This is a genomic window from Curtobacterium sp. S6, assembly GCF_000710345.2.
In the GTDB taxonomy this organism is placed as follows: Bacteria; Actinomycetota; Actinomycetes; order Actinomycetales; family Micrococcaceae; genus Rothia.
The window spans coordinates 954,886-978,831 of the sequence record NZ_JHEL01000015.1 but is presented as its reverse complement, the minus strand read 5'-3'; the positions used below and the strand labels follow the sequence as shown (position 1 = coordinate 978,831).

Genomic DNA, 23,946 nt, shown 5'->3' with positions numbered 1-23,946 from the left:
CAATGACTGATTCAGATACCCTTGCCACGCCGCGTCGGCGATTCGTCGGAGCCATCATGTGGAGCGCCCCGGCGATCGCCGCGACGAGCCTCGTCCCGGCCCATGCCGCAAGTTCGACCGGGGCGGGCCTCCGGATGCTGCTGTCGGATCCGCCCGTGAATTTTGGCACCTTCGACCCGGAACGGACGGTTCCGGTCTACCGATTCGCGACGGGCAACAACGTCCGGACCCTTGCTTCCCTGCCACCTTCGGTCGTGCTGAGGAACGAAGGAACGGCACCCGTGACGGACCCGTCCGGCCGCATGACCGTGACCATGCGAGACTATGGATCGGACTATGCCCCGGTGGGCGCCAACCAGTTCAAGGTGACCTCGCCGATGGCCCAGGTGAGTGTCCAGGAGGAACGCACGCGGATCGGTTCCAGGGAAGGGGCGCGTTTCGGGGTGACCTATCGCGGCACCATTTCGCCGGGCCAGGCGATCAATGTGCCTCTGCGATACTTCGTGAACCCACCCTTCCGCAACGTCACGTTCAACGTCCTGGTGACCGTCGAGACCGCGGGGGAGGGCGGCGCGACCGCCTCCCGCGACGACAAGATGGGATACGTTCCCGGATTTGGTGGTTGGATCTAGGCGGCATCGGTGTCGGGGAGCCCTCGGCCTGGGAAGCTGGGGCCGCCCCGCCCGGAATCGCACGCCTTCCGCGTGTGTCGCTAACCACTTCGTGAATTATGGGTTGCCAAGGCATGACAAGCTCTGGCAAGATGGAGGACGTTGTTCAAGCGCTTGTCCGCGTTGAATTGCCCCATCCGACCTTCTTGGTCGCACGGGTGATCCGCGCAAGCCCAAAATGACCCGGTCCGGAAGCTAGGGATTATCGCGCGAGCATTGCGCGACACGCCCGAGTACGGGGGTCGGTGCTTCAACGAATTGAGGAACCCGGGAATGCCGGATTCAGTTCGTGTGAGGCGGCGCCGGAAATTCACATCACTTCGCGTAAGCCTTGAGATGTGAAGGACTGCCTGAAGACGCCATACAGAGGAACCCACGAGGTTCCGACACAGGGAAGTACTTGAAGAAAGAGAGTCCGACAGATGGCGGGACAGAAAATCCGCATCCGGCTGAAGTCGTATGACCACGAGGTCATCGACTCTTCGGCCCGGAAGATTGTTGAGACGGTGACGCGCGCAGGTGCGACGGTTGTCGGCCCCGTGCCGCTGCCCACCGAGAAGAACGTGTACTGCGTAATCCGCTCGCCGCACAAGTACAAGGACAGCCGCGAGCACTTTGAGATGCGTACGCACAAGCGGCTGATCGACATCGTCGACCCCACGCCCAAGGCAGTTGACTCGCTCATGCGCCTGGACCTGCCGGCAGACGTGAACATCGAAATCAAGCTGTAAAGAGGATCTCATCCCAATGACTACCAAATTCGAGCGCCAGGTGAAGGGCCTGCTGGGCACCAAGCTTGGCATGACCCAGGTCTGGGACGAGAACGGCAAATTTGTGCCGGTCACCGTCGTCAAGGCCGATTCCAACGTCGTCACCCAGCTGCGCGGCCAAGAGTCCGACGGCTACAACGCTGTCCAGATCGGCTACGGTGCGATCGACCCCCGCAAGGTCACCAAGCCGTTGGCCGGACACTTCGAGAAGGCCGGGACCACCCCGCGTCGTCACCTCGTCGAGATCCGCACTGCCGACTCCGCTGAGTACTCCCTCGGACAGGAACTGTCCGTCGATATCTTCGAGGTTGGCCAGCGCGTCGACGTCGTGGGTAAGACCAAGGGCAAGGGCTTTGCCGGTGTGATGAAGCGTCACGGCTTCAAGGGCGTGAGCGCCTCGCACGGTGCGCACAAAAACCACCGCAAGCCGGGTTCCATCGGCGGCGCCTCTTACCCCGCCCGCGTGTTCAAGGGAATGCGCATGGCGGGACGTATGGGCAACAACCGTCACACCACCCAGAACCTCACGATTCAGGGTGTCGACACCGAGAACAACGTTCTGCTGATCAAGGGTGCCATTCCCGGCCCCAAGAACGGCGTGGTTCTGGTTCGCACCGCTGTGAAGGGAGCCTAACTCCAATGGCTACTGAAACCGTCAAGGTCGACCTGCCGGCCGATGTCTTCGGTGTCGAGCCCAACGAAGCGTTGATGCACCAGGTCGTCATCGCTCAGTTGGCCGCTGCCCGCCAGGGCACGCACAAGGCCAAGAACCGCGGCGAGGTCGCCGGTTCGGGTCGCAAGCCGTTCAAGCAGAAGGGCACCGGCCGCGCCCGTCAGGGTTCGGTCCGCATGCCGCAGCACACCGGCGGTGGCGTCGTTCACGGGCCCGTGCCGCGTGACTACTCGCAGCGCACCCCGAAGAAGATGAAGGCCGCGGCTCTCCGCGGTGCTCTCTCCGACCGCGCGAATCACGGCCGCATCCATGTGGTCAGCTCGCTCGTCGAGGAGATCTCCACCAAGGCCGCCAAGGCAGCCCTGAGGGGCATCACCTCTCGCAATAAGGTGCTGGTGGTTATCGACCGCAAGGAAGATAACGTCGCCCTGTCCGTCCGCAACCTCGAGTTCGCCCACGTTCTGTACGCGGATCAGCTCAACACCTACGACGTGTTGCGCGCCGACGACGTGGTCTTCACCAAGGATGCGTTCGACGTATTTGTGGCATTCGCCAGCAAGGCTGGAAAGAACCAGGAGGACGCCAAGTGAGCGCCACCATCAAGGATCCCCGCGACGTCATCATTGCGCCTGTCGTCTCGGAGAAGAGCTACGGGCTGATCGACGAAGGTAAGTACACCTTCGAGGTCGACACCCGTTCGAATAAGTCGGAAATCAAGGATGCCGTGGAGCGTATCTTCGGCGTCAAGGTTTCGACCGTCAACACCATCAACCGTGCTGGAAAGCGGAAGCGTACTCGCTTCGGCTGGGGCGCCCGCAAGAGCACCAAGCGTGCGATTGTGACCCTGCGCGAAGGCACCATCGATATCTTCGGCGGTCCGCAGGCCTAGCGCCGCGGAGACCACTTTAACGAGGAACTAAACTATGGCTATCCGTAAATACAAGCCGACAACCCCGGGCCGTCGCGGCTCGAGCGTTGCCGACTTCGCAGAAATCACGCGTGCGACTCCCGAAAAGTCGTTGATCCGTCCGCTCAGCAAGACCGGCGGACGCAACAACAGCGGTCGCATCACCACCCGTCACAAGGGCGGCGGACACAAGCGCGCATACCGCTTGATCGACTTCCGTCGTCACGACAAGGACGGCATCGATGCCCGCGTCGCACACATCGAATACGATCCCAACCGCACGGCGCGCATCGCGCTGCTGCACTATGTCGATGGCGCCAAGCGCTACATCGTTGCCCCGAATCGCATGAAGCAGGGCGACGTCGTCGAGTCCGGCCCCAACGCGGATATCAAGCCCGGCAATAACCTGCCGCTGCGCAACATCCCCGTCGGTACCGTGATTCACGCGGTCGAGCTGCGTCCCGGTGGCGGTGCCAAGCTGGCACGTTCCGCCGGTGCGTCGGTTCAGCTGGTCGCCAAGGAAGGAAAGTACGGACAGCTCCGTCTTCCCTCCGGCGAGATCCGCAACGTTGACGTTCGTTGCCGCGCGACGATTGGCGAGGTCGGCAACGCCGAGCAGACCAACATCAGCTGGGGCAAGGCCGGTCGTAACCGCTGGAAGGGCATCCGCCCGACCGTCCGCGGTGTCGTCATGAACCCCGTCGACCACCCCCACGGTGGTGGCGAGGGCAAGACGTCCGGTGGTCGTCACCCCGTCAACCCGAACGGCAAGCCCGAGGGACGCACCCGTCGCCCCAATAAGGAAAGCGACAAGCTCATCGTGCGTCGTCGTCGTACTGGCAAGAACAAGCGCTAAGGAGCCTGAAACATGCCTCGTAGTTTGAAGAAGGGCCCTTTCGTCGACCAGCACCTCTTCCTGAAGGTTGCCGCTCAGAACGATAAGGGCAGCAAGAACGTCATCAAGACGTGGTCCCGTCGCTCGATGATCGTCCCCGACATGCTCGGCCACACGATCGCAGTGCACGACGGACGCAAGCACGTACCCGTGTTCATCACGGAGTCGATGGTCGGGCACAAGCTCGGCGAATTCGCTCCCACGCGGACTTTCCGCGGCCATGTGAAGGACGACCGCAAGGGTAAGCGTCGCTAAATCGGGCAACCGATTAGCAACGTTCACTCTTCGGCATAAGACGAAAGAGAGATAGGCAATGGAAGCCAAGGCATCTGCGCGCTACGTTCGCGTGACGCCTATGAAGGCCCGGCGCGTCGTCAACCTGATTCGTGGCAAGCAGGCGAATGAGGCTCTGGCGATTCTGAAGTTTGCCCCGCAGGGCGCTTCTGAACCGGTCTTCAAGATCGTCGAGTCGGCAGTGGCTAACGCCCGCCAGCTCGCGGACCGCGACAGCGTAGCTTACAAAGAAGAAGAACTCTTCATCAGCGAAGCCTACGTCGACGAAGGCCCGACCATGAAGCGGTTCCAGCCGCGTGCTCAGGGTCGTGCATACCGCATCAACAAGCGAACCAGCCACATCACCGTGGTGCTCGCTACCCCGGAGAACGAGGAGGACCGCTAAGTGGGACAGAAAATCAACCCGCACGGATTCCGACTGGGGATCACCACGGACCACAAGTCGCATTGGTTCGCTGACTCCAACAAGGAAGGCCAGCGCTACAGGGACTTCATCCGCGAGGATGTGAAGATCCGTGAGCTCATGTCGAACGGCATGGAGCGCGCCGGCATCGCCAACGTCGAGATCGAGCGCACCCGTGATCGTGTGCGTGTGGATATCCACACGGCACGCCCCGGCATCGTGATCGGCCGTCGTGGCGCCGAAGCAGACCGCATCCGCGGCGAGCTCGAAAAGCTCACCGGCAAGCAGATCCAGCTGAACATCCTCGAGGTCTCGAACCCCGAGGTCAACGCCCAGCTCGTTGCTCAGGGCGTTGCGGAGCAGCTCGCTTCCCGCGTGGCATTCCGCCGCGCGATGAAGAAGGCCATCCAGTCCGCTGAGCGGGCCGGGGCCAAGGGCATCCGTATTCAGTGCTCGGGTCGCCTCGGCGGCGCCGAAATGTCCCGCTCGGAGTTCTACCGAGAAGGACGCGTGCCGCTGCACACCCTCCGCGCCAACATCGATTACGGCTTCTTCGAGGCCAAGACCACCTTCGGTCGCATCGGTGTCAAGGTGTGGATCTACAAGGGTGACATGACCGATAAGGAACTTGCTGCTCAGCAGGCCGCGCAGGGCAACCGCCGCGGTAACGATCGTCGCGGAGGCGGCGAGCGTCGTCGTCGCAACACCGGTGGAGCCGGTCGTCGCGGAGGACGCAACGAGCAGCAGAATGGCGCTTCGGAAGCCCCGGCGGCCGAAGCCAAGACTGCAGAAAACGGTGAGGCATAAATGCTGATTCCCCGTCGCGTAAAGTACCGCAAGCAGCACCACCCGAAGCGCAGCGGCGTCGCCAAGGGCGGCACCACCGTGACATTCGGTGACTGGGGCGTTCAGGCACTGGCACCCGCGTATGTGACCAACCGTCAGATCGAGGCTGCCCGTATCGCCATGACCCGCTACATCAAGCGTGGCGGTAAGGTCTGGATTAACATCTTCCCGGACCGCCCGCTGACCAAGAAGCCCGCCGAAACCCGTATGGGTTCCGGTAAGGGTTCCCCCGAGTGGTGGGTCGCCAACGTCAAGCCCGGTCGCGTTGTCTTCGAGCTGGGTGGCGTCAGCGACGAAGTCGCGAAAGAGGCACTTCGCCTGGCAATCCACAAGCTCCCCATGAAGGCACGCATCGTGCGTCGCGAAGGTGGTGAATAGAAATGGCAGTAGGATCCAAGGATCTCTCGATCGATCAGCTCGCAGAGCTGGACAACGCGGCTCTCACCGAGAAGCTGCGTTCGGCCAAGGAAGAGTTGTTCAACCTCCGTTTCCAGAAGGCCACGGGGCAGCTCCAGAACGCGGGCCGCTTCAAGGCTGTCAAGCGCGATATCGCGCGCATCTACACGGTGATGCGTGAGCGCGAATTGGGCATTCGCCCCGAGGCAGAGCCCGCCGGTGACGCCTCTGACAAGAAGGCCGACAAGAAGGCTGCTAAGGCAGCGAAAAAGGCCGACAAGGCTAGCGCTACCGAAGGTGATGCCAAGTGAGTGAACAGAAGACGGAAGAGCGTAATCTCCGCAAGACCCGTCGCGGCTTCGTCGTGTCCGACAAAATGGACAAGACCGTCGTCGTCGAGGTGGAGGACCACGTCAAGCACGGCCTCTACGGCAAGGTCCTGCGCCGCAGCAGCAAGGTGAAGGCGCACGACGAGCAGAATACTGCTGGCGTCGGCGACTTCGTGCGCATCATGGAGACCCGGCCGCTGTCGGCCTCCAAGCGTTGGCGCATCGTCGAGATCCTGGAGAAGGCCAAGTAAATTGGCTCTCCCGGCTCGATAGCCCAAGGAAAGGCCCCCTCCCGAGAGATCGGGAGGGGGCCTTTTTGCGTGCATTGCGCCGTGCCGCGTGTCCGAATTCGCCCGCCGGGGCCGGGAAGCGCGCTCGGTGCGGCCCCGGACACGGTGACGTGGTGCGGAATCTTCGCTAAACTGAGGGGACACTTAGTGCCAGGAGTGGGGGGACTTAATGCACGGTGTGCTAAGCCTTGTTATGTATCGCGTGGGGAGCGCTCAGCGCCGGGTCGGAAAGGCGCTGGTCGCGGGTCTCGTGCTTCTCTTGGCGCTGACGGCCTGCGGTGTCGCGGCGACCACCGAAGACGCCGGTAGCCAGGGGCTAACCAGGGTCGTCAAGGACATCGACGACGCCGAGGTGACGGTTCCGGAGCACCCGCAGCGCGTGGTGACCCTGTCGGAACCGACCCTCGACGCCGCGTTGGCGCTGGGCGTCAAGCCCGTCGGCACCGTCGCGGGCCGCGGTCAGGCCCGGGCCCCGCACTACCTGGGGGATCTGGCCGAGGGTATCCCGTTGGTCGGAACCATTGGCAACCTCGACTACGAAAAGATCTCGTCGCTGGACCCCGATCTCATCGTGGTGGACGGGACGAGCGTCAACAACCGGCCGGACATCCTGGACATCCTCAAGAAGATTGCTCCGCTGGTCTTCACGGGATACGCGGGAGGCCGGTGGGAGCTGAACTTTGACCATGTTGCCGATGCCCTGAACCTGGCGGACCAGGGGGTCGAATTCAAGCGACGATTTGAGGAGAAGGTCTCCGACAAGCGCCAGGCCTTGGAGGGCAAATACTCCGAGAAGACCTTTTCGATCGTCCGCTGGCAGGGGAGCGGCCCGTCACTGATCCTCAAGGAGCTTCCGGCGGGAGAAGCCCTGGACGCCCTAGGGCTGCGCCGGCCGGAACCGCAGAACCGTGAAGGCCGCGGGCACTCCGAACCCGTGTCATTGGAAAGCCTGTCAACGATCGATGCCGACTACATGTTCTTCGGGACCTTGGGCGGCGCGAGCCAAGCGAATCCTCACTCGGAGGACGACCCCGGCCTGGACTCGGCCCGCAAAGCCTTGGAGACGGCGGAAGGGGTCTCGGGCTTCAAAGACCTGCGAGCCTATCGCTCCGGCAACATCGTTCTGGTCGACGGCTCCCTGTGGACCTCGACCGGCGGGCCGCTCCTGATGGACGGCATCGTCGACGACGTCGCCAAGGCCCTCTTGGCTTCCTAGGCCTCACGGGGCCCGCCTTCCGGGCCCTCGACCCGAACATCACGAAGTACCTGACATGAAACAACGAACTCCTTCCCGACCGAATGTCCGTGAGCTATCCGTGTGGTGCGCCGGATTGACCACAATTCTCGTCGGTGTGGCCACACCGTTACCCGCGTGGTCGGCCGATATCCCGCAGACCCCGCAGGCATCCGCCGTCGATACCTCCGATTGGGTCGCCACCACGATTCCCTCTGACGGCGGCAGGCCGCCGGCCGAGTTCCGCGTGGAGCCCATTACCACCGGGGAGGCAGCCACGCTGAGGATCACCGGAACCGGGTGGTTGTCCGCGGCCGGAGATTCCGGATCGACCCTTGCCCTGAAAATCAACGATCTCGACGGGAACGGAAAGCCTCGTCAGCTCCGGCGCCCGGACGGCGCCATCGGCGCCTATCTGTCATCCCTCGGACAGGCCGAGGACCCCACGATCTGGGCCTTGGTGCGGCCCGAAGGCGCCGGCCCGGAGGATCCGGACCACGGGATCTTCTCGGTTCGCCGGGATGGTTCCTTCGACATCACGGTCAAGGCCCCCGAGGAGCTGGCGCACGCGCGGCCGGGGCATTACGTCACGGTCACGGCGCAGTCGGGGCACATCATGAGGCACGACGTGCAGCGGCGCGGCGTGTCCCGCCCGATCCCGGTGGACGGCCTCGCGGCTCCCGAACTCGCGCACGAGTCCGCCGGGACGTGCCGTTCGGATGTGGAGAAGCCCGTCGCGACCATTGAAAACCGCTCCGTTGCCCCCGGCGGCAAGCTGCACCTGGTGGGCGACGGTTGGTGCAATCCCGTCGAGAGCGGCGGGGCTCCCCGCGTCGCCATCAAAATCGACGAGGGGAAGATCGCCCGGACCGACGACGCCGTCTTTTCGAACAGAACCGTGTGGGCGATCGTGGATCCCGACGCGAAGACCGGGCGCCTGGACGTGTGGATCGATCTACCGGATGGGTCCGACGCCGCTTCCTCTCCCGCGCTGGGCCCTGGGCTGCACTCTCTCCGGCTGCTCTCGGGGTCTCTCCGCGAAGGGGACTTGCATACCAGTTACGGAGGCCCCGCCACGCTGAACTTCACCGTGGGTGACTATCGGCCCAACGGGTTGCCCGACACCGTGGGATTGGCCGATCTCGGCCCTGAGCCCGGTCGTCACATCAGCGTGTCTCGATCCGAGCGCCGGGTGACCGTGCGTCTGAATGATGCATCGGGCGGTGAGTGGGTCATCGCGACGCCCTACATCGCCGGTTCCGCTCGGCCGCAGTGGGGCAGCGGATGGATGCGGCTGTCGGAGGACGGGACCTTTGCCTACGACCTCCCCTCCGCGATGGCGGGCGGAAAATACCGGCTCGTGGTTCAGCGAGGAGACCTGGGCCTTCTCGGCGAGGTCGCCGGCTGGGACTGGCTCGACGTCGAGGAGACCTCGCGCGCACCCGCGGGCGGTGGAGAAGCCGGGGCCCCAGATCCGGCGCGAGCAACGGCCTCGGCCGTGGAGGCCCACGATCATGCGTCCGTGCCCTCGCCTGGCCTCCACGACGACGCGGAGCGTGCCTCCGGGGGAGCGCGGGATCGGCCGGAGGCGATGCCGGCGCACCACGCGGATGCCGGTGGGCGCGGTCCGCGCGTCGAGAGCGCGTTGGAACGCTTCGCGGGATCGGCACGCCCCGCGCGCCAGGTGTTTCGCCTGAGGCCGAGGCCGGTCGCGCAGCAGGCTGCTGTGGAAGATGTCGCGTCGCCGCGTCCGCACGTCACGGAGGTTCCCCACACCCCCGGTTCAACGCTCGTCGAGGGGCCTAACGTAGCGCGCCCTCGGCCGGCCGATGCCGTCTCCTCGCGTTCCGGGGCCCGGATCTTCTCGGCCGACAACGTTCTCCTGGCGCTGGCGGGCGTCGTCGTGCTCGTGGCGACCGTGGCCACGACGCGCCGCCGGCCGGCGTCACCGATGCAGACCACGGAAGAAAGGGAATAGGTCATGTCCGTCGTTCAACGTCGACTCGGGGGTCTCTCGCTCGGTGCACTCGTCTCGGCCCTGTGGTTGGGGGTGTGGGGAGCCCCCGCCGGCGAGGCGCTTCCCCCGACGGGCGCCGGGGTCAACACCCCGGGGACGAGCTCGACCGTAGCCCCCCAGGTCCTCAAAGCGGGGGACACCATCGGGTTTGATCTCACCGGTTTTCCCCGCAATGAGCAGGTATATATCAAGATTGATAACGGTCAGGCCTGCCCGGCGGACTCGCCGCAGGGGGCGTGCGTCGTTCATCAGCAGAAGTCCGACGGCACCGGTCGCGTCGAAGGCTCCCTGGTGCTTCCGCGGGATCTCTCCGAGGGAACGCACACGTTGCGTTTCCTGGCCACGGCACTGCTGCCCGATGGGAAGGGCACCAAGGGGTATACCAACGAGAGCCCCGGATTCACGGTCCAGGGGGTCAACGAGTCGTCGGTCGGCGGGCGGGTATATTCCGTGGATGCCAAGGACATCGCCGCCGGGGCGGGCGGTTCCTCCGGGGCGGGCACCCCCGCGAATCGCACGGATCGAGAAGGTTCGGGACGTCTCGGGGAGTCCTCGGGCAACGGGTCCCCGGCCGACGCGCAGGGGGCTTCCGGGCGGGACGGAGCGCAGGGCGATTCGCGGGGCCAGGACCAGGCCGTCGAGTATCTCGACGAGGCCGGCCGGCCCATCTCGGCGGAGGAATATGCGCGGCGTCAAGCCGAAGGCTCCGGATCGTCTTCGGTCACCGTGAGCCCGTCGGCCTCGGCGACGGCCGCGAGCCCGTCGGGAACACGCGGGGCGGAGAAATCGACCGCAGCCGAGGTCTCGGCGCCCACGGCGCAGGCCGCCTCCACCGAGCACCGGGACCGCGAGGCCGGGGCCTTCCCGTGGGCCGGGACGATCGTCCTGGTCCTGGCCGTTGCGGTCGCGGCGGCCATGTGGATGCGCCGTCGGTCCCCATCCACGGCGGACCCGTCGGCTCCGGTCGATGGAGGGGAGTGAGTGTACCGCAGGCCGATGTGGCTCCTGGGCATGGGAGCCCTGAGCCTTGTCACCGTGCTGGCCTCGCTCTACTGGGGATCACATGCCTTGCCCGTCGGCGAGGTGACGCGGGCCCTCTCGGGGTCGGCCAGCTCTCTGGCACGGACCATCCTGTGGGAACAGCGCATACCGCGGACCATCCTGGGGGTAGCCTGCGGGATGGCCCTGGGCCTGGCAGGGTCCCTGATGCAAACGTTGACGCGCAATCCGCTCGCGGAACCCGGGATCCTCGGGCTCAACGCGGGTGCGGCGGCCGCCGTGGTGCTCCTGGTGGTGGTGACGGGCTCGGCCTCCCTTCCGGCTTACATGCTGGCCGCCTGGGTGGGGGCGAGCGTGACCGCGGCGCTGGCCTTTTCCCTGGGAGGCGGTGCCCAACGGAACGTCGTGCGACTCATCCTGGCGGGAATCGGCCTTTCCGCGGCGCTCATGTCCCTGACCGAGGCCATGATTCTGGCGAATCACGATGCCTTTGATGAATTCCGGGTATGGATCGCCGGCTCGTTGGAAGGGCGCGGGCTGTCGGTCGTGGCGCACGTCGTGCCCGTCCAGCTCGTGGGGGTACTTCTGGCGCTGTCGGTGACCAGGTCCCTTCATGCGTTGGCGCTGGGCGATGAGGTGGCCATCTCCCTGGGGGTCTCGGTTCAACGGACCCGGACCGTGGCCCTCGTGGCGGTGGCCCTGCTCTCGGCAACCACGACCGCCGCGATCGGGCCGATCGCGTTCGTGGGCCTGGCGGTTCCGTACGTCGTCCGGTCGGTTCTCGGCAACGACGTCCGGTGGGTCAACGTGGGGTCGATCATCCTCGGTCCGGCGTGGGTTCTCGGGGCGGACGTCGTGGCCCGCGTGATCCTCGCGCCCCAGGAAGCGCCGGTGGGGGTCCTGGCCACCCTGCTGGGGGCTCCACTCTTCGTGGCGCTGATGATGCGACGGCGGGTCCTCGCGCTATGAGGGGGTCGGTGGGAAAGACCGCGCTATCCTGCGGGCCCGATCTGGGGACCAGGCCCTCCCTCACCCTGCGGGGGGTCGTCAACGCCCGGGTATCGGTCAGGGCGGTGGTGATTCAGGTGATCCTGCTGTCGGGCATCCTCGGGCTGGTCGCGTGGTCCCTCGCCTTGGGGGAGCGCGATCTCCGCGGCGGCGAGGTCTGGGCCGCCCTGTGGGGCCAGGGAAACCGGCTGGATATCTATTTTGTGAACCAGGTCCGCTTGCCGCGGGCGATTGCGGCCACCGCCGTGGGCGCGGCATTCGGGGTCTCCGGCGCGATCTTCCAAATCATCACGGGAAATTCGCTGGGCAGCCCCGACATTATCGGCGTCAGCCGGGGCGCGGCCACGGGTGCGGTGGTGATGATCATTCTGGTTCAGGCGGATCCTTCCGGGATTGCGCTGGGAGCCGTCCTCGGCGGGATCGTCACCGCCGGAGTCATCTATCTCGCCACCCGCAGCAACGGCGTCCGAGGGCACCGGCTCGTGATCGTCGGGGTAGGGATCGGGGCGACCCTCGGGGCCGTCAACACGCTCCTGGTCTCTCGCGCGGAATCCGCCCTGGCCCAGGCCGCCCAGATGTGGCTGGTCGGTTCGTTCAACACGATGACCTGGTCGAAGACCCTGGTCGTGGTGATCGGCGTGGCGGTTCTAGGCCCGGTGATCGTCGCCGGCGCTCGCCCATTGGGGACCCTGCGTTTCGGAGACGCGACCGCGGTCGGCCTCGGCGTCCCGCCGGGATGGCGCGCGGTCATGCTGATCGTCGGCATCATGCTGGTCAGCGTCGCGACCGCAACCTCCGGGCCGCTGGCCTTCGTCGCGATGGCGGCCCCTCATCTGGCCAGGGCGTTGACGAGGACTTCCGGGGCGGGGCTTGCCACCTCGGCGCTGACGGGGGCCGCCCTGGTGCTCGCCGCGGATCTCTTCGGTGCCCACGCCTTTGGTCTGCACCTGCCCGCGGGGGTGATCACCGGCGCGGTCGGAGGACTGTATCTGGTCTACGTGATCTTGGTGGAACGGAGAAAATTGTGAATCACCCCGTGAGCGTTCCCACCGGGGCGGCCGATCATCGCCTCGCGGCCCACCACATCAGTTGCGGCTACGGTTCCCGGACCGTGCTGCGTTCGCTGGACCTCGCCGTCCTCGACGGGGAGCTGACCGTGATCCTCGGCCCCAATGCGTGCGGCAAGTCGACGCTTCTGAAAGCGCTCGCGCGGGTCGTCGAGCCGCATGAGGGGTTCGTGACGCTCGACGGCAGGCCGCTCAAGGGCATTCGTAGCAGGGCGCTCGCTCGCGAGCTTGCGATGCTACCCCAAACCCCGGAGGCCCCTCTCGGGGTGACCGTCGCCGACGTCGTCGCCCGCGGGCGATATCCGCACCAATCCCTGGTGAACTCGTGGACCTCGCGGGACGAGGAAGCCTGTCGGCGCGCTATGGCCGCGACGAACGTCTGGGACCTGCGCGACCGGCCGGTGGAATCCCTGTCCGGTGGGCAACGGCAGCGCGCGTGGATCGCCATGACCCTGGCCCAAAGCACCCCGGTGATCCTTCTGGACGAGCCGACCACGTACCTCGACATCACGCATCAAATCGAGGTCTTGGACGTCACTCGCCGCCTCCACGAGGAGGGGCGGACCGTGGTCGTGGTGTTGCACGACCTCAACCTTGCCCTGCGCTATGCGACCCACCTGGTGATGATGAAGGAGGGGATCGTCATCGCGCAGGGGAGGCCGGCTCAGTTGGTGACCTCTTCCCTGGTGGAGCGGGTTTTCGACCTGCCGAACGTGGTGATCGAGGATCCCGCGACGGGCGGCCCCTTGGTGGTGCCGCTCGACACGAAACGCGGTCGGCCGGAGGCCACTCCCGCCGACACATGAGGGGTCGCGATCAGGTAGTGGGGGAGCCGTCCGATCGGAGGGTGACCGCAGTGTGGTGATCAAGATCACTCTGGGGGCTCGACCTCCCGGGTCATGGGCCTGACGTGCGCGAACGAATTCGTGCCCGTGCGGGGGCGCCTGAGGAAGCGTCTCGGTCAGAAAATAAGGGTTGCTTTAATACGGGGTTAGGTAAACTTATACGCGCGTGGAAGGTGCCGTTGCTTTTCTCGTCGCTGGTGATGAATAGAGCCGACGGCGCAGTGGCTCCGTCACGGCCCGAGACGCAATTCACCGCATACTAGAGAACGAGGAAACATGATTTTCTCCTGCAATAAACCCTCTTCGACGGCTTTCCGCCGGATGGCCCTTGCCTCGAGCTCCATGGCACTACTCGTTGGCGGCACCTTCGCCCCGTCGGCGCTGGCGGCTCAGGCACCCGCTGCTGGACAGACTCCCACGCAGTACCGCTCCTTCCAGGTGCAGGCCCAGCAGACTCAGGGTCTGCCGGGCCAGTACCAGGCCGGATACTCGGCGAAGAACGATGCGCTATGGGTTACCTCCTCGGCGTGGGGAGCCGTGACCGGCACCTTGGCCAAGGTCAACCCGAAGACCATGAAGATTGAGAACACCGTGTCGATGGACGTCGTGGACTCGATTCCGCGCGGTGGTACGACGCCGACGGGTCATCGCCTGGCGACTCCCTACGGGGTGGGCGTCGATGACGCGCATAACACCGTCTGGGTGACGAACACCCTGGACGACTCGATCACCGTCTACGACCAGACCACCATGAAGAAGGTCTTCACGACGCGGGATCTGCCCCAGGGGGAGCGAGAAGCCCTCGGGATGATCCACCCCCGCGAGGTGCACGTCGCCCGGGGCATGGCGTTCGTGGGCGTGAGGGGGCAGGTGATCGTCTTCGACGCCGGTACGTACAAGCACCTCAAGACCTTGAAGCTCGCCGATGTCCAAGACCGGCAGTTCGCCGTCATGAACAGCTACTTCGATGAGAAGGACGGAAAGGCCTACTTCCCGCTGCGGATCACCCGTCAGGTCAAGGTCGTCAACCTCAACAACCTGGACGAGGCTCCGCAAACGTTGACCCTGGAGGGCGGCGAGGATAGCTCGGCGACGTTCATGCCCTCGGATATCGCCGTAGACCACTCGCTGAACGAGATGTACGTGACCTCTCAGGGCAAGGACGGCAAGAACTCCGGGGTGGGGATCTACGACCTGTCGACGGGTGCCTTGAAGAAGTGGATCGAGCTCGGCGGCACGACGTTGGCCGTGGATAACGATGAGGAGCACGACCTCGTCTACGTGACGAACTTCGATCGCGCCAAGAACAGCCGGGACCGCGGTCTCTACGTCCTCGACGGGAAGACCCAGAATATCGCCGCGGTCGTGTCGCAGAACCCCATGGGGACGGCCTTCGGAGTGAACGACGTCGTCGCGACGCCTTACGGAGCGATTACCCTCGACAAGAGCGAGGCCTACCTTGCGGGAGAGGTTCCGTTCACCATCGATTACACCACCGGGCAAAACCGCCCCTCGGCGACCGAAATTTCCGGGGTGACCAATACGGCGGCCAAGGGCGAAGACCCGGTGTGGAAACTCAAGGACGCTACCCCGATCAAGGCCGACACTATCACCAAGGTAGAGGTCACGGAGAACGGTATGGTTCCGGGGCACACGGAGACCGCCCAGGTTGAGGCCACCGAGGTCAAGACGATCGCCACCCGGCAGGACGCCAACGCGACCGTGACAGGGGCGACCGTTCTGCCGCAGGGTCAGGGCATCAAGTTCACCGGTGAGGGTTGGAAGGTCGAGGATGGATCGGCCGGCTCCACGGTGGTCGCCAAATACGACAAGAACCGGGTGTCGGTCAATGGATCGACCGAGATCGCCACGATCCAGGCGGACGCGAACGGAAAGTGGGAGGCGACCCTGCCCTTCCCCACCGCGGAGAACTCCAACGCGGCGGCGGGAACCTGGGATCCAGGCACCAAGCACACGATCTCCTTCCTCTCGGGTTCGTCGAAGGATGGAGATAAATCCCGCGGGGTCAACGTCGAGGTCACCATCGCGGCGGGCGGCAAGACCGAGGTGACCGCCCCGGAGGCCCAGGCCGTGCGGCCGATGGAGGTTGCCTTCCAGGGGTACGGAACCTACGTGGACTCCACGAAGGGGCTGGAGATGAAGTCGGAGCCTCGGCCCGATGACAAGGCCAAGCCTGAGGTGAAGCCTGATGAGAAGGCCAAGCCGGAGGAAAAGGCCGACGCAAAGAACGACGCGAAGCCCGAGAAGGACTCCACTGCCGCTCCGGAGGTGAAGAACGAGGCGACCCCCACGTCGGACGAGCAGAAGATCTCCGCCCCCGCGGGGGACCGGAAGGACTCCGCCGAGAGCGCCCCCGCGGCTGACGCTCCGCGGATGGACGGCGGTCAGGGTGGCCCGGGTGTCGCCTCGAACGGAAATTCCTCGGCTCAGCCCCAGGCTCAGGCTCCGGCCGTCAACTCCACCCGCGCCAAGTCCGACTCCCCGTCGGGTCAGCTGGCCTACACGGGTGCCGGTGGCATCGGCTGGATGATCGGCGCCGGCGCAATTGCGCTCGCGGCGGGTGCGACCTTGGTCGTGCTGCGCCGCCGTCGGACGGCCTAACCTGACGCGGGGAGGCCCGGCCCGGCGGGCGGCCGATAGCCACAACCAGGGCCTCTCGCGTGGAAGCTAGAGGGGGTGTGCCCGGTCAAGGCCGGGCGCACCCCCTCGTTTATCCCTTCTGGGGCGTTCTTCGTGACGAGAATCATCACGGTCGCCGCGGCGACCGCCCCTTTAACTCGTCGAGAGGAACTGGTAGAGTATTGACCTTGTGTGGACTTTCCGTGCCCTCACTTCGGCGGCGTATGCCTTCGGCGGTGTGGCGCGGTGCCACACATGTTCCACGGAATTTTTCCGTGCCAGTGCATAATGACGCGGGCACCAGCCACGTTCGGTCGGTGAGCCAGCGGTTCACGATGTTCCTGGCATGAAGAATTCCCAGGCGTACCGCTGACCCTTTCCTACGAGGGCAGAATATTCTGCTCGACGTCGGTCAGCAGGGGAAACGGTGCGTCATCAACCCCGACCAGCTGTTCCACAAGGCCCACGGCGATCGAGCAGGCAAAGCCTGCCTCGGCGTGAGAACCGGTGAGACGACAGGAGTAACCAGTGATTCAGCAGGAGTCACGGCTCAAGGTCGCCGACAACACGGGTGCCAAGGAAATCCTTGCCATTCGTATTCTCGGTGGATCTGGCCGTCGCTACGCAGGTATCGGCGACATCATCGTCGCCACCGTCAAGGACGCAATTCCTGGCGGCAACGTCAAGAAGGGTGACGTCGTCAAGGCCGTCATCGTTCGTACCAAGAAGGAGACCCGTCGTTCGGACGGCTCCTACATCAAGTTCAATGAGAACTCAGCAGTGATCCTCAAGAACACCGACGGCGAGCCCCGCGGTACCCGTATCTTCGGGCCGGTCGGTCGCGAGCTGCGCGATAAGCGGTTCATGAAGATCATTTCGCTTGCTCCGGAGGTGCTCTAACTTATGGCTAAGATCAAGAGCGGTGACCTGGTACAGGTCATTTCAGGTTCCGACAAGGGCAAGCAGGGCAAGGTCCTGAAGGTCTTCCCGGAGACCAACCGCGTTCTCGTCGAGGGCGTCAAGGTTGTCACCAAGCACACCAAGGCCAACCCGAACACCGGCGAAGGTGGCGGCATCCAGAAGGTTGAGGCCTCGATCCACGTCTCGAACGTCGCGATCGTGGACCCCGAGACCAAGAAGGCCAGCCGCGTTGGCTACCGCGAAGAGACCGTTGAGCGTGATGGACGCGACCGCACCGTTCGCGTGCGCGTGTCCAAGAGCTCGGGTAAGGACCTCTAATGACCGAAACCAAGATCACCCCCCGCCTCAAGACCAAGTTCAAGGACGAGGTTGTTCCGGCGCTGCAGAGCGAGTTCTCCTACGGAAACCCGATGCAGTCCCCGAAGCTCGTCAAGGTCGTCGTCAACATGGGTGTGGGAGACGCAGCACGCGACTCCAAGCTCATCGATTCGGCCGTCAAGGATCTGACCCTCATCACGGGTCAGAAGCCGCAGGTCACCCGCGCCAAGAAGTCGATCGCGCAGTTCAAGCTGCGTGAGGGACAGCCGATCGGCTGCCACACGACGCTGCGTGGAGACCGCATGTGGGAATTCCTCGATCGCCTGATCTCCCTGGCGCTGCCCCGTATTCGCGACTTCCGCGGACTCTCGGATCGCCAGTTCGATGGCAATGGTAACTACACGTTCGGTCTGACCGAGCAGTCGATGTTCCACGAAATCGACCAGGACGCGATCGATCGCGTGCGCGGTATGGACATCACCGTGGTCACCACCGCCAAGACCGACGACGAAGGCCGCGCGCTGCTCCGCCAGCTCGGCTTCCCGTTCAAGACCAACTAACTGCTACGTTTCAGGTCCGCTCCCGGCCTCCGGGGTGACGGAAACCGTAACGAGGAAGGGCAAGTGCCCACATGACCATGACAGATCCTGTCGCAGATATGCTGACGCGTCTGCGCAACGCAAATTCGGCACACCACGAATCCGTGTCCATGCCGTACTCCAAGCTCAAGGCCCGGATCGCTGACATCCTCAAGGCCGAGGGCTACATCAAGGATTGGCACGAGGAAGAGGCCCGGGTCGGCAAGACCCTCGCCCTCGACCTCAAGTTCGGTCCGAACCGCGAGACCTCGATCGCCGGGGTTCGTCGCATTTCCAAGCCGGGCCTGCGCGTTTACGCGAAGTCCACCAACCTTCCTCAGGTTCTCGGTGGACTCGGCATCGCCATCCTGTCCACCTCTTCGGGGTTGCTTACCGACAAGCAGGCCTCCAAGAAGGGCGTGGGCGGCGAAGTCCTCGCCTACGTCTGGTAGTCGGTCACAAGAGAAAGGAAGAGAAGAATGTCACGTATTGGACGTCTCCCCATCTCGGTGCCGGCTGGTGTTGAGGTAAAGATCGACGGCTCCCTCGTGAGCGTGAAGGGGCCCAAGGGAGAACTCTCCCAGGAGATCGCCTCGCCGATCACCGTCTCCCTCGATGGAGATACCCTCACTGTCAACCGTCCCGACGATGAGCGCGAGTCCCGCTCGCTCCACGGCCTCAGCCGCACCCTGATCAACAACATGATCGTCGGTGTGTCCCAGGGCTACAACAAGAAGCTCGAGATCGTCGGCACCGGTTACCGTGTGCTGGCCAAGGGCACGGACCTGGAATTCGCGCTGGGCTACAGCCATCCCGTCTCTGTGAAGGCTCCGGAAGGAATCACCTTCACGGTCGAGGGCAACAACAAGCTCACCGTCTCCGGTATCCACAAGCAGCAGGTCGGCCAGGTGGCCGCCAACATTCGTAGCCTCCGCGCTCCCGACCCCTACAAGGGCAAGGGTGTTCGCTACGAGGGCGAGCAGATCCGCCGCAAGGTCGGAAAGGCTGGTAAGTAAACATGGCTAACAAGACGAAGTTCGCTGCTCGCAAGCGCCGTCACACGCGCGTTCGCAAGCACGTCTCCGGTACCGCCGCGCGTCCCCGTCTCTCGGTGTTCCGTTCGACCAAGCACATGTTCGTGCAGGTCATCGACGACGCCCAGGGCAACACGCTGGCCTCGGCCTCCACGCTGGAAGCCGAGTTGCGTTCCGCAACCGATATGGACAAGACCGCTAAGGCCAAGCGCGTCGGCGAGCTCATCGCCGAGCGTGCCAAGGCCGCGGGCGTCGAGTCCGTTGTATTCGATCGTGGCGGCAACAAGTACCACGGCCGTGTGGCCGCTGTTGCTGAAGGCGCCCGGGAAGGTGGGCTGGCACTGTGAGCGAGCAGACTGCAAACGAAAAGGAAAATCAGGTGGCAGAGAACAACGCTGCAACCGAGAACTCCGAGACCGAGAACTCCTCCAAGCGCGACGACCGTCGCGGCGGCAACCGCGGTGAACGCGGCGGCCGTGGTCGCAATGACCGCAACGATCGTGGTGGCCGCGGTGGACGCGGTGGCCGCGACGAGGAGAAGGACAAGTACATCGAGAAGGTTGTCACCATCAACCGCGTCTCGAAGGTCGTCAAGGGCGGCCGTCGCTTCAGCTTCACCGCTCTCGTCGTCGTTGGCGACGGCAACGGTTTGGTCGGCGTCGGCTACGGAAAGGCCAAGGAAGTTCCCTCGGCCATCTCCAAGGGCGTCGAAGAAGCCAAGAAGAACTTCTTCCGCGTGCCCCGCGTCGAGGACCGCACCATCCCGCACCGCGTGCAGGGTGAAGCGGCCGCAGGTGTCGTGATGCTCCGTCCCGCAACCGCTGGTACCGGTGTTATCGCCGGTGGTCCGGTGCGCGCGGTGCTCGAGTGCGCCGGCATCCACGACGTGCTGTCCAAGTCCCTCGGTTCCTCGAACCAGATCAATATCGTGCACGCGGCCATTGAGGCCCTGCGTATGCTCGAAGAGCCCGTCGCCGTTGCGGCCCGCCGTGGTCTGCCGAACGACGAGGTCATCCCGAGCTACCTGCTGCGCGATGAAAAGGCAGGTGCGTAATGATCGGAAAGCGTATTCAGCCCAGCGATGCGAAGCTGGAGATCACGCAGTTGAAGTCCTATGTTGGCCAGAAGCAGAACATGCGCGATACTCTGCGCTCATTGGGACTCAAGCGTCCGGGCAACAAGGTTGTTCGCACCGCCGATCCGGTGACCTGCGGTATGGTCAACACCGTCGCTCACCTCGTGAAGGTTGAGGAGGTCAAGTAAAAATGGCAGATACGAACGAAGAACGCCAGGCCATCAAGCTCCACGACCTGCGTCCCGCCCAGGGATCCCACAAGGCCAAGACCCGTGTGGGTCGCGGCGAGGGATCAAAGGGTAAGACCGCTGGTCGAGGAACCAAGGGCACCAAGGCTCGTTACCAGGTCAAGGCCGGCTTCGAGGGTGGGCAGCTTCCGCTGCACATGCGCCTTCCGAAGCTCCGTGGCTTCAAGAACCCGTTCCGCGTCGAGTACCAGGTTGTTAACCTGGAGCGCATCTCGGAACTGTTCCCCGAAGGTGGCGACGTCACCGTCGAGAACCTCGTGGCCAAGGGTGCGGTTCGCAAGAACCAGCCGGTCAAGGTCCTCGGCCAGGGTGAGCTGACCGTTAAGGTCAACGTCACCGCGGACAAGTTCTCCGCCACCGCGGCGGAGAAGATCGAAGCCGCAGGCGGCACCGCGACCGTCACCGGCAAGTAGTTCTGCGGTTGAGCTGATGCTCGACTCCAGTTCTTAGGAACAAGGTCCCTTCCCGGATACCGGGGAGGGACCTTGTTGCGTCCCGAGAACTTTCGGTTGATTCAGCGGGCTGTCTCACAGAATCGGGCTCCCGCGGGGCATTGCCGTTAGACTAACCAAGGACTAATGGGATCGGCCTGCCTCCAGGAGGGGCGGCGACGCGATCCCGTGCGAACATACTCTTACAGGAGGCCAAGTGCTCGGCGCTTTCGGACGGGCGTTCAAAACCCCCGATCTACGACGCAAGCTGCTGTTCACGCTCGCGGTCATCGTGATCTACCGCGCCGGTACTTTCGTGCCGGCGCCGGGGGTCGACTACGGGAACGTGCAGCAGTGCATCGCCATGGGCGGTACCACGGGTGGTATCTACGACATGGTCAACCTCTTCAGCGGCGGCGCGCTCCTCCAGCTGTCGATCTTTGCGCTGGGCGTGATGCCTTACATCACGGCATCGATCATCGTTCAGCTGCTCCGCGTGGTGATTCCCCGATTCCAGGAGTTGCACGAGGAAGGCGGCCAGGGCCAGCAGAAGCTGACGCAGTACACGCGTTACCTGACCATCGGTCTGGCCCTGCTCAACGCGACCACCATCATCTCCCTGGCCCGCTCCGGCGCGCTGTTGGGCAATTGCCCCTTGCCGGTCATCCCGGACGATTCGATCCTGATGGTCCTGATCATCATCATCACGCTGACCGCCGGCACGGGAATCATCATGTGGCTCGGCGAGCAGATCACCGAGCGCGGCGTGGGCAACGGCATGTCCCTGCTGATCTTCACCTCGATCGCCGCCTCCTTCCCGACCGCGCTCGGCCAGATCTTCAAGACTCAGGGCTGGGGCATCTTCGCCGCGATCCTGGGCATCGGGCTCGTCGTCATCATCGCGGTCGTCTACGTGGAGCAGTCCCAGCGACGAATCCCCGTGCAGTATGCCAAGCGCATGGTGGGACGCCGAACCATCGGCGGAACGACCACGTATATCCCGCTGAAGGTCAATATGGCCGGCGTGATCCCCGTGATCTTCTCGTCGTCGTTGCTCATGCTTCCCGGCCTTCTGGCGCAGTTCTCGACGCCCAAGGACGGCACCCCGCCGCCCGAATGGGTCAACTGGATCAACGCCAACCTGGTCAAGGGCGACCACCCGATCTACATGATCCTGTACTTCCTGCTGATCGTCGGCTTCGCGTACTTCTACGTGTCGATCACGTTCAATCCGCAGGAAGTCTCGGACAACATGAAGAAGTACGGCGGCTTCATCCCCGGCATTCGTGCGGGCCGGCCGACCGAGCGATACCTTGGCTACGTGCTCAACCGCATCACCCTGCCCGGTTCGCTGTACCTCGGCATCGTTGCCCTGATTCCGTTGATCGCTCTGGTGATGTTCAACGCGAACCAGAACTTCCCGTTCGGTGGTACGTCGTTGCTGATCGTCGTCGGCGTCGGGTTGGACACGATTAAGCAGATCGATGCACAGCTACAACAACGACACTACGAAGGACTATTGCGATGAACCGTTTGCTCATCATCGGCCCTCCCGGCGCCGGAAAAGGCACCCAGGCGACCAAGATCTCCGAGGAGCTGTCCATTCCGGCCATCTCCACGGGGGACATCTTCCGTGCCAACATCAAGAACCAGACCGAGCTGGGCCGCGAGGCGAAAGAGTACATCGACGCCGGGAACCTGGTCCCGGACTCGGTGACCAACCGCATGGTTCGGGATCGTCTGGCTCAAGACGACGCCGCCCGCGGATTCCTCCTCGACGGCTACCCGCGAAACACCGCACAGGTCGAAGAGCTGGATTCGATCCTGACCGACCTGGATCAGAAAATCGACGCCGTCCTGTTGTTGACCGCCGATAACGAGGAGCTCGTGCAGCGCCTCCTGGGTCGTGCAGCCGATCAGGGTCGCAGCGACGACACCGAAGAGGTCATCCGTCATCGTCTCGACGTCTACGCCGAGGAGACCGAGCCGATCGTGGACCTTTACGAGGCCCGCGGCATCGTGACCCGCGTCGACGGACTCGGCACGATTGACGAGGTCACCGAGCGGCTTTTGTCGGCCGTCCGCTGACCACGGCGTAACCCTCGCGTGAGGGCATCGCGACGGGCCCCCGACCGCCATGGCGTCGGGGGCCCGCTTCGCATCGGGGATCATCCCCTCCATCATCTGAGAACCGGCAACGAGGAAGTGCGGCATGTTCGGTCGACGCAAAATCGAGTACAAGAGCAATGATCAACTCCGAAAAATGGTGCGCGCGGGAGTCGTGACCTCGCGTGCTCTGGACGCGGCGGTCGAGGCGACCGCGGTCGGCGTGAGCACGCTGGACATCGACCGGGCGTTCCGGGAGGTGTTGAGCGAGTACGGGGCAACCTCGAACTTCCTGGGATACTACGGGTACCCCGCGACCGTTTGCGCTTCTCCCAACGACGTTGTGGTTCACGGAATCCCGAACGACGAGCCGCTCGCGGACGGGGACATCATCTCGATCGATGGGGGAGCGATCGTCGACGGATGGCACGGAGACTCCGCGCGCACGGTGCTCGTCGGGCAGGCGAGCACCGCCGATGCGGACCTCTCCGAGATGACGCGTGCGGCGATGTGGCGGGGGATCGCGGCGGCGGCCTCGGCCGACCGCGTGGGCGAGATCGGCAACGCGATCGAGGCCTACATCCGTCAGGAGTCCGGCGGAACCTACGGAATCATCGAAGACTTTGTGGGTCACGGGATCGGCACCGAGATGCATATGGCGCCGGACGTTCCGAATTACCGGACCCGTGATTCAGGTCCCAGGATCAAGGCGGGGATGGCCCTGGCCATCGAGCCGATGCTTGTGACAGGATCGACGGAGACCGTGACCCTCGACGATGACTGGACCATCAAGACCGTCGATGGATCTCACGCGAGCCAATGGGAACACTCGGTCGCATTCCACCGGGATGGCATCTGGGTCCTGACCGCCGAAGACGGCGGCGCCGAAGAACTGGCCAAACTCGGGGTCACCGTAGCCCCCATCCCTGACTGAACACCATCACACCGCAC

General features: G+C 64.3%; 31 protein-coding genes. All 31 read left to right on the top strand.

Features of this window, described 5'->3' with window-relative positions:
* Positions 1–2: 2 nt before the first annotated feature.
* A complete protein-coding gene (locus CURSPS6_RS06685) occupies positions 3–632 on the top strand; it encodes a hypothetical protein (RefSeq protein ID WP_030015046.1) in 630 nt (209 codons plus the stop codon).
* Positions 633–1,093: 461 nt separating this feature from the next.
* The gene (gene rpsJ / locus CURSPS6_RS06680) at positions 1,094–1,402 is read left to right on the top strand and encodes a 30S ribosomal protein S10 (RefSeq protein WP_030015043.1); all 309 of its coding nucleotides are present in this window, start codon (positions 1,094–1,096) and stop codon (positions 1,400–1,402) included.
* Positions 1,403–1,418: 16 nt separating this feature from the next.
* Positions 1,419–2,075 carry a 50S ribosomal protein L3 gene (gene rplC, locus CURSPS6_RS06675; RefSeq protein WP_030015042.1) on the top strand — a complete coding sequence of 219 codons (657 nt, stop codon included), beginning with the start codon at positions 1,419–1,421 and terminating at the stop codon, positions 2,073–2,075.
* A 5-nt stretch (positions 2,076–2,080) separates the two neighbouring features.
* Positions 2,081–2,704, top strand: a complete 624-nt coding sequence (gene rplD, locus CURSPS6_RS06670) for a 50S ribosomal protein L4 (protein ID WP_030015041.1) — start codon at positions 2,081–2,083, stop codon at positions 2,702–2,704.
* On the top strand, positions 2,701–3,003 hold the full coding sequence (gene rplW / locus CURSPS6_RS06665) for a 50S ribosomal protein L23 (protein WP_030015040.1): 303 nt from the start codon (positions 2,701–2,703) through the stop codon (positions 3,001–3,003). Before rplD ends, rplW begins: the two co-directional genes overlap by 4 nt.
* 34 nt (positions 3,004–3,037) lie before the next feature.
* Positions 3,038–3,877 carry a 50S ribosomal protein L2 gene (gene rplB, locus CURSPS6_RS06660; RefSeq protein WP_030015039.1) on the top strand — a complete coding sequence of 280 codons (840 nt, stop codon included), beginning with the start codon at positions 3,038–3,040 and terminating at the stop codon, positions 3,875–3,877.
* A gap of 12 nt (positions 3,878–3,889) precedes the next feature.
* The gene (gene rpsS / locus CURSPS6_RS06655; RefSeq protein ID WP_030015038.1) at positions 3,890–4,171 is read left to right on the top strand and encodes a 30S ribosomal protein S19; all 282 of its coding nucleotides are present in this window, start codon (positions 3,890–3,892) and stop codon (positions 4,169–4,171) included.
* A gap of 58 nt (positions 4,172–4,229) precedes the next feature.
* Entirely contained in the window at positions 4,230–4,595 is a 366-nt protein-coding gene (rplV, locus tag CURSPS6_RS06650; RefSeq protein WP_030015036.1) for a 50S ribosomal protein L22, read from the top strand.
* The gene (gene rpsC, locus CURSPS6_RS06645; protein WP_030015034.1) at positions 4,596–5,420 is read left to right on the top strand and encodes a 30S ribosomal protein S3; all 825 of its coding nucleotides are present in this window, start codon (positions 4,596–4,598) and stop codon (positions 5,418–5,420) included.
* The gene (gene rplP, locus CURSPS6_RS06640; protein ID WP_030015032.1) at positions 5,421–5,837 is read left to right on the top strand and encodes a 50S ribosomal protein L16; all 417 of its coding nucleotides are present in this window, start codon (positions 5,421–5,423) and stop codon (positions 5,835–5,837) included.
* Positions 5,838–5,839: 2 nt separating this feature from the next.
* Positions 5,840–6,166, top strand: a complete 327-nt coding sequence (rpmC, locus tag CURSPS6_RS06635; RefSeq protein ID WP_030015031.1) for a 50S ribosomal protein L29 — start codon at positions 5,840–5,842, stop codon at positions 6,164–6,166.
* Positions 6,163–6,435: a 30S ribosomal protein S17 gene (gene rpsQ / locus CURSPS6_RS06630; RefSeq protein WP_030015029.1), complete on the top strand. Its 273-nt coding sequence runs from the start codon at positions 6,163–6,165 to the stop codon at positions 6,433–6,435. The genes rpmC and rpsQ overlap by 4 nt, the downstream gene beginning before the upstream one ends.
* 241 nt (positions 6,436–6,676) lie before the next feature.
* Positions 6,677–7,690, top strand: a complete 1,014-nt coding sequence (locus tag CURSPS6_RS06625) for an iron-siderophore ABC transporter substrate-binding protein (protein ID WP_235503686.1) — start codon at positions 6,677–6,679, stop codon at positions 7,688–7,690.
* A gap of 115 nt (positions 7,691–7,805) precedes the next feature.
* Positions 7,806–9,686 (top strand): hypothetical protein, encoded by a 1,881-nt coding sequence (locus CURSPS6_RS06620; protein WP_152978074.1) that lies wholly within the window; start codon positions 7,806–7,808, stop codon positions 9,684–9,686.
* A 3-nt stretch (positions 9,687–9,689) separates the two neighbouring features.
* Positions 9,690–10,706, top strand: a complete 1,017-nt coding sequence (locus CURSPS6_RS06615) for a hypothetical protein (RefSeq protein WP_051687688.1) — start codon at positions 9,690–9,692, stop codon at positions 10,704–10,706.
* Entirely contained in the window at positions 10,707–11,693 is a 987-nt protein-coding gene (locus CURSPS6_RS06610) for a FecCD family ABC transporter permease (RefSeq protein ID WP_030015024.1), read from the top strand.
* A gap of 8 nt (positions 11,694–11,701) precedes the next feature.
* A complete protein-coding gene (locus tag CURSPS6_RS12520; RefSeq protein WP_051687687.1) occupies positions 11,702–12,760 on the top strand; it encodes a FecCD family ABC transporter permease in 1,059 nt (352 codons plus the stop codon).
* 8 nt (positions 12,761–12,768) lie between these two features.
* Positions 12,769–13,605 carry an ABC transporter ATP-binding protein gene (locus CURSPS6_RS06600; protein WP_035810736.1) on the top strand — a complete coding sequence of 279 codons (837 nt, stop codon included), beginning with the start codon at positions 12,769–12,771 and terminating at the stop codon, positions 13,603–13,605.
* A 381-nt stretch (positions 13,606–13,986) separates the two neighbouring features.
* Positions 13,987–16,266 carry a YncE family protein gene (locus CURSPS6_RS06595; RefSeq protein WP_152978073.1) on the top strand — a complete coding sequence of 760 codons (2,280 nt, stop codon included), beginning with the start codon at positions 13,987–13,989 and terminating at the stop codon, positions 16,264–16,266.
* Between the two features lie 546 nt (positions 16,267–16,812).
* Positions 16,813–17,184, top strand: a complete 372-nt coding sequence (rplN, locus tag CURSPS6_RS06590; RefSeq protein WP_030015019.1) for a 50S ribosomal protein L14 — start codon at positions 16,813–16,815, stop codon at positions 17,182–17,184.
* A 3-nt stretch (positions 17,185–17,187) separates the two neighbouring features.
* Positions 17,188–17,523, top strand: a complete 336-nt coding sequence (gene rplX, locus CURSPS6_RS06585) for a 50S ribosomal protein L24 (protein ID WP_030015017.1) — start codon at positions 17,188–17,190, stop codon at positions 17,521–17,523.
* Positions 17,523–18,083, top strand: coding sequence for a 50S ribosomal protein L5 (rplE, locus tag CURSPS6_RS06580; RefSeq protein WP_030015016.1), 561 nt, complete (start codon positions 17,523–17,525; stop codon positions 18,081–18,083). The genes rplX and rplE overlap by 1 nt, the downstream gene beginning before the upstream one ends.
* A gap of 71 nt (positions 18,084–18,154) precedes the next feature.
* Positions 18,155–18,553, top strand: coding sequence for a 30S ribosomal protein S8 (gene rpsH, locus CURSPS6_RS06575; protein WP_030015015.1), 399 nt, complete (start codon positions 18,155–18,157; stop codon positions 18,551–18,553).
* Between the two features lie 27 nt (positions 18,554–18,580).
* The gene (gene rplF, locus CURSPS6_RS06570; RefSeq protein ID WP_030015013.1) at positions 18,581–19,117 is read left to right on the top strand and encodes a 50S ribosomal protein L6; all 537 of its coding nucleotides are present in this window, start codon (positions 18,581–18,583) and stop codon (positions 19,115–19,117) included.
* A gap of 2 nt (positions 19,118–19,119) precedes the next feature.
* The gene (gene rplR / locus CURSPS6_RS06565) at positions 19,120–19,482 is read left to right on the top strand and encodes a 50S ribosomal protein L18 (protein WP_030015012.1); all 363 of its coding nucleotides are present in this window, start codon (positions 19,120–19,122) and stop codon (positions 19,480–19,482) included.
* A complete protein-coding gene (gene rpsE / locus CURSPS6_RS06560) occupies positions 19,479–20,189 on the top strand; it encodes a 30S ribosomal protein S5 (RefSeq protein WP_030015011.1) in 711 nt (236 codons plus the stop codon). Before rplR ends, rpsE begins: the two co-directional genes overlap by 4 nt.
* Positions 20,189–20,398: a 50S ribosomal protein L30 gene (rpmD, locus tag CURSPS6_RS06555; RefSeq protein WP_200910843.1), complete on the top strand. Its 210-nt coding sequence runs from the start codon at positions 20,189–20,191 to the stop codon at positions 20,396–20,398. Before rpsE ends, rpmD begins: the two co-directional genes overlap by 1 nt.
* A gap of 2 nt (positions 20,399–20,400) precedes the next feature.
* Positions 20,401–20,871, top strand: a complete 471-nt coding sequence (gene rplO, locus CURSPS6_RS06550) for a 50S ribosomal protein L15 (protein ID WP_030015009.1) — start codon at positions 20,401–20,403, stop codon at positions 20,869–20,871.
* A 235-nt stretch (positions 20,872–21,106) separates the two neighbouring features.
* Complete coding sequence (secY, locus tag CURSPS6_RS06545) at positions 21,107–22,417, top strand: preprotein translocase subunit SecY (RefSeq protein ID WP_030015006.1); 1,311 nt, start codon at positions 21,107–21,109, stop codon at positions 22,415–22,417.
* Positions 22,414–22,977, top strand: coding sequence for an adenylate kinase (locus CURSPS6_RS06540; protein ID WP_030015005.1), 564 nt, complete (start codon positions 22,414–22,416; stop codon positions 22,975–22,977). The genes secY and CURSPS6_RS06540 overlap by 4 nt, the downstream gene beginning before the upstream one ends.
* Positions 22,978–23,101: 124 nt before the next feature.
* Complete coding sequence (map, locus tag CURSPS6_RS06535) at positions 23,102–23,929, top strand: type I methionyl aminopeptidase (protein ID WP_030015003.1); 828 nt, start codon at positions 23,102–23,104, stop codon at positions 23,927–23,929.
* The last annotated feature ends 17 nt before the right edge of the window (positions 23,930–23,946 follow it).

Excerpts from the sequence above, each read along its gene's own strand:
- rplC (WP_030015042.1), top strand. The coding sequence starts at position 1,419 with ATGACTACCAAATTCGAGCGCCAGGTGAAGGGCCTGCTGGGCACCAAG.
- rpsJ (WP_030015043.1), top strand. The coding sequence starts at position 1,094 with ATGGCGGGACAGAAAATCCGCATCCGGCTGAAGTCGTATGACCACGAG.
- rplV (WP_030015036.1), top strand. The coding sequence starts at position 4,230 with ATGGAAGCCAAGGCATCTGCGCGCTACGTTCGCGTGACGCCTATGAAG.
- rplE (WP_030015016.1), top strand. The coding sequence starts at position 17,523 with ATGACCGAAACCAAGATCACCCCCCGCCTCAAGACCAAGTTCAAGGAC.
- map (WP_030015003.1), top strand. The coding sequence starts at position 23,102 with ATGTTCGGTCGACGCAAAATCGAGTACAAGAGCAATGATCAACTCCGA.
- rplR (WP_030015012.1), top strand. The coding sequence starts at position 19,120 with ATGGCTAACAAGACGAAGTTCGCTGCTCGCAAGCGCCGTCACACGCGC.
- CURSPS6_RS06615 (WP_051687688.1), top strand. The coding sequence starts at position 9,690 with ATGTCCGTCGTTCAACGTCGACTCGGGGGTCTCTCGCTCGGTGCACTC.
- rplX (WP_030015017.1), top strand. The coding sequence starts at position 17,188 with ATGGCTAAGATCAAGAGCGGTGACCTGGTACAGGTCATTTCAGGTTCC.
- rplF (WP_030015013.1), top strand. The coding sequence starts at position 18,581 with ATGTCACGTATTGGACGTCTCCCCATCTCGGTGCCGGCTGGTGTTGAG.
- rpsS (WP_030015038.1), top strand. The coding sequence starts at position 3,890 with ATGCCTCGTAGTTTGAAGAAGGGCCCTTTCGTCGACCAGCACCTCTTC.
- rpmC (WP_030015031.1), top strand. The coding sequence starts at position 5,840 with ATGGCAGTAGGATCCAAGGATCTCTCGATCGATCAGCTCGCAGAGCTG.
- rplP (WP_030015032.1), top strand. The coding sequence starts at position 5,421 with ATGCTGATTCCCCGTCGCGTAAAGTACCGCAAGCAGCACCACCCGAAG.
- rplD (WP_030015041.1), top strand. The coding sequence starts at position 2,081 with ATGGCTACTGAAACCGTCAAGGTCGACCTGCCGGCCGATGTCTTCGGT.
- CURSPS6_RS06685 (WP_030015046.1), top strand. The coding sequence starts at position 3 with ATGACTGATTCAGATACCCTTGCCACGCCGCGTCGGCGATTCGTCGGA.
- rplB (WP_030015039.1), top strand. The coding sequence starts at position 3,038 with ATGGCTATCCGTAAATACAAGCCGACAACCCCGGGCCGTCGCGGCTCG.
- CURSPS6_RS06595 (WP_152978073.1), top strand. The coding sequence starts at position 13,987 with ATGGCACTACTCGTTGGCGGCACCTTCGCCCCGTCGGCGCTGGCGGCT.
- rpmD (WP_200910843.1), top strand. The coding sequence starts at position 20,189 with ATGATCGGAAAGCGTATTCAGCCCAGCGATGCGAAGCTGGAGATCACG.
- rplO (WP_030015009.1), top strand. The coding sequence starts at position 20,401 with ATGGCAGATACGAACGAAGAACGCCAGGCCATCAAGCTCCACGACCTG.
- CURSPS6_RS06540 (WP_030015005.1), top strand. The coding sequence starts at position 22,414 with ATGAACCGTTTGCTCATCATCGGCCCTCCCGGCGCCGGAAAAGGCACC.
- rpsH (WP_030015015.1), top strand. The coding sequence starts at position 18,155 with ATGACCATGACAGATCCTGTCGCAGATATGCTGACGCGTCTGCGCAAC.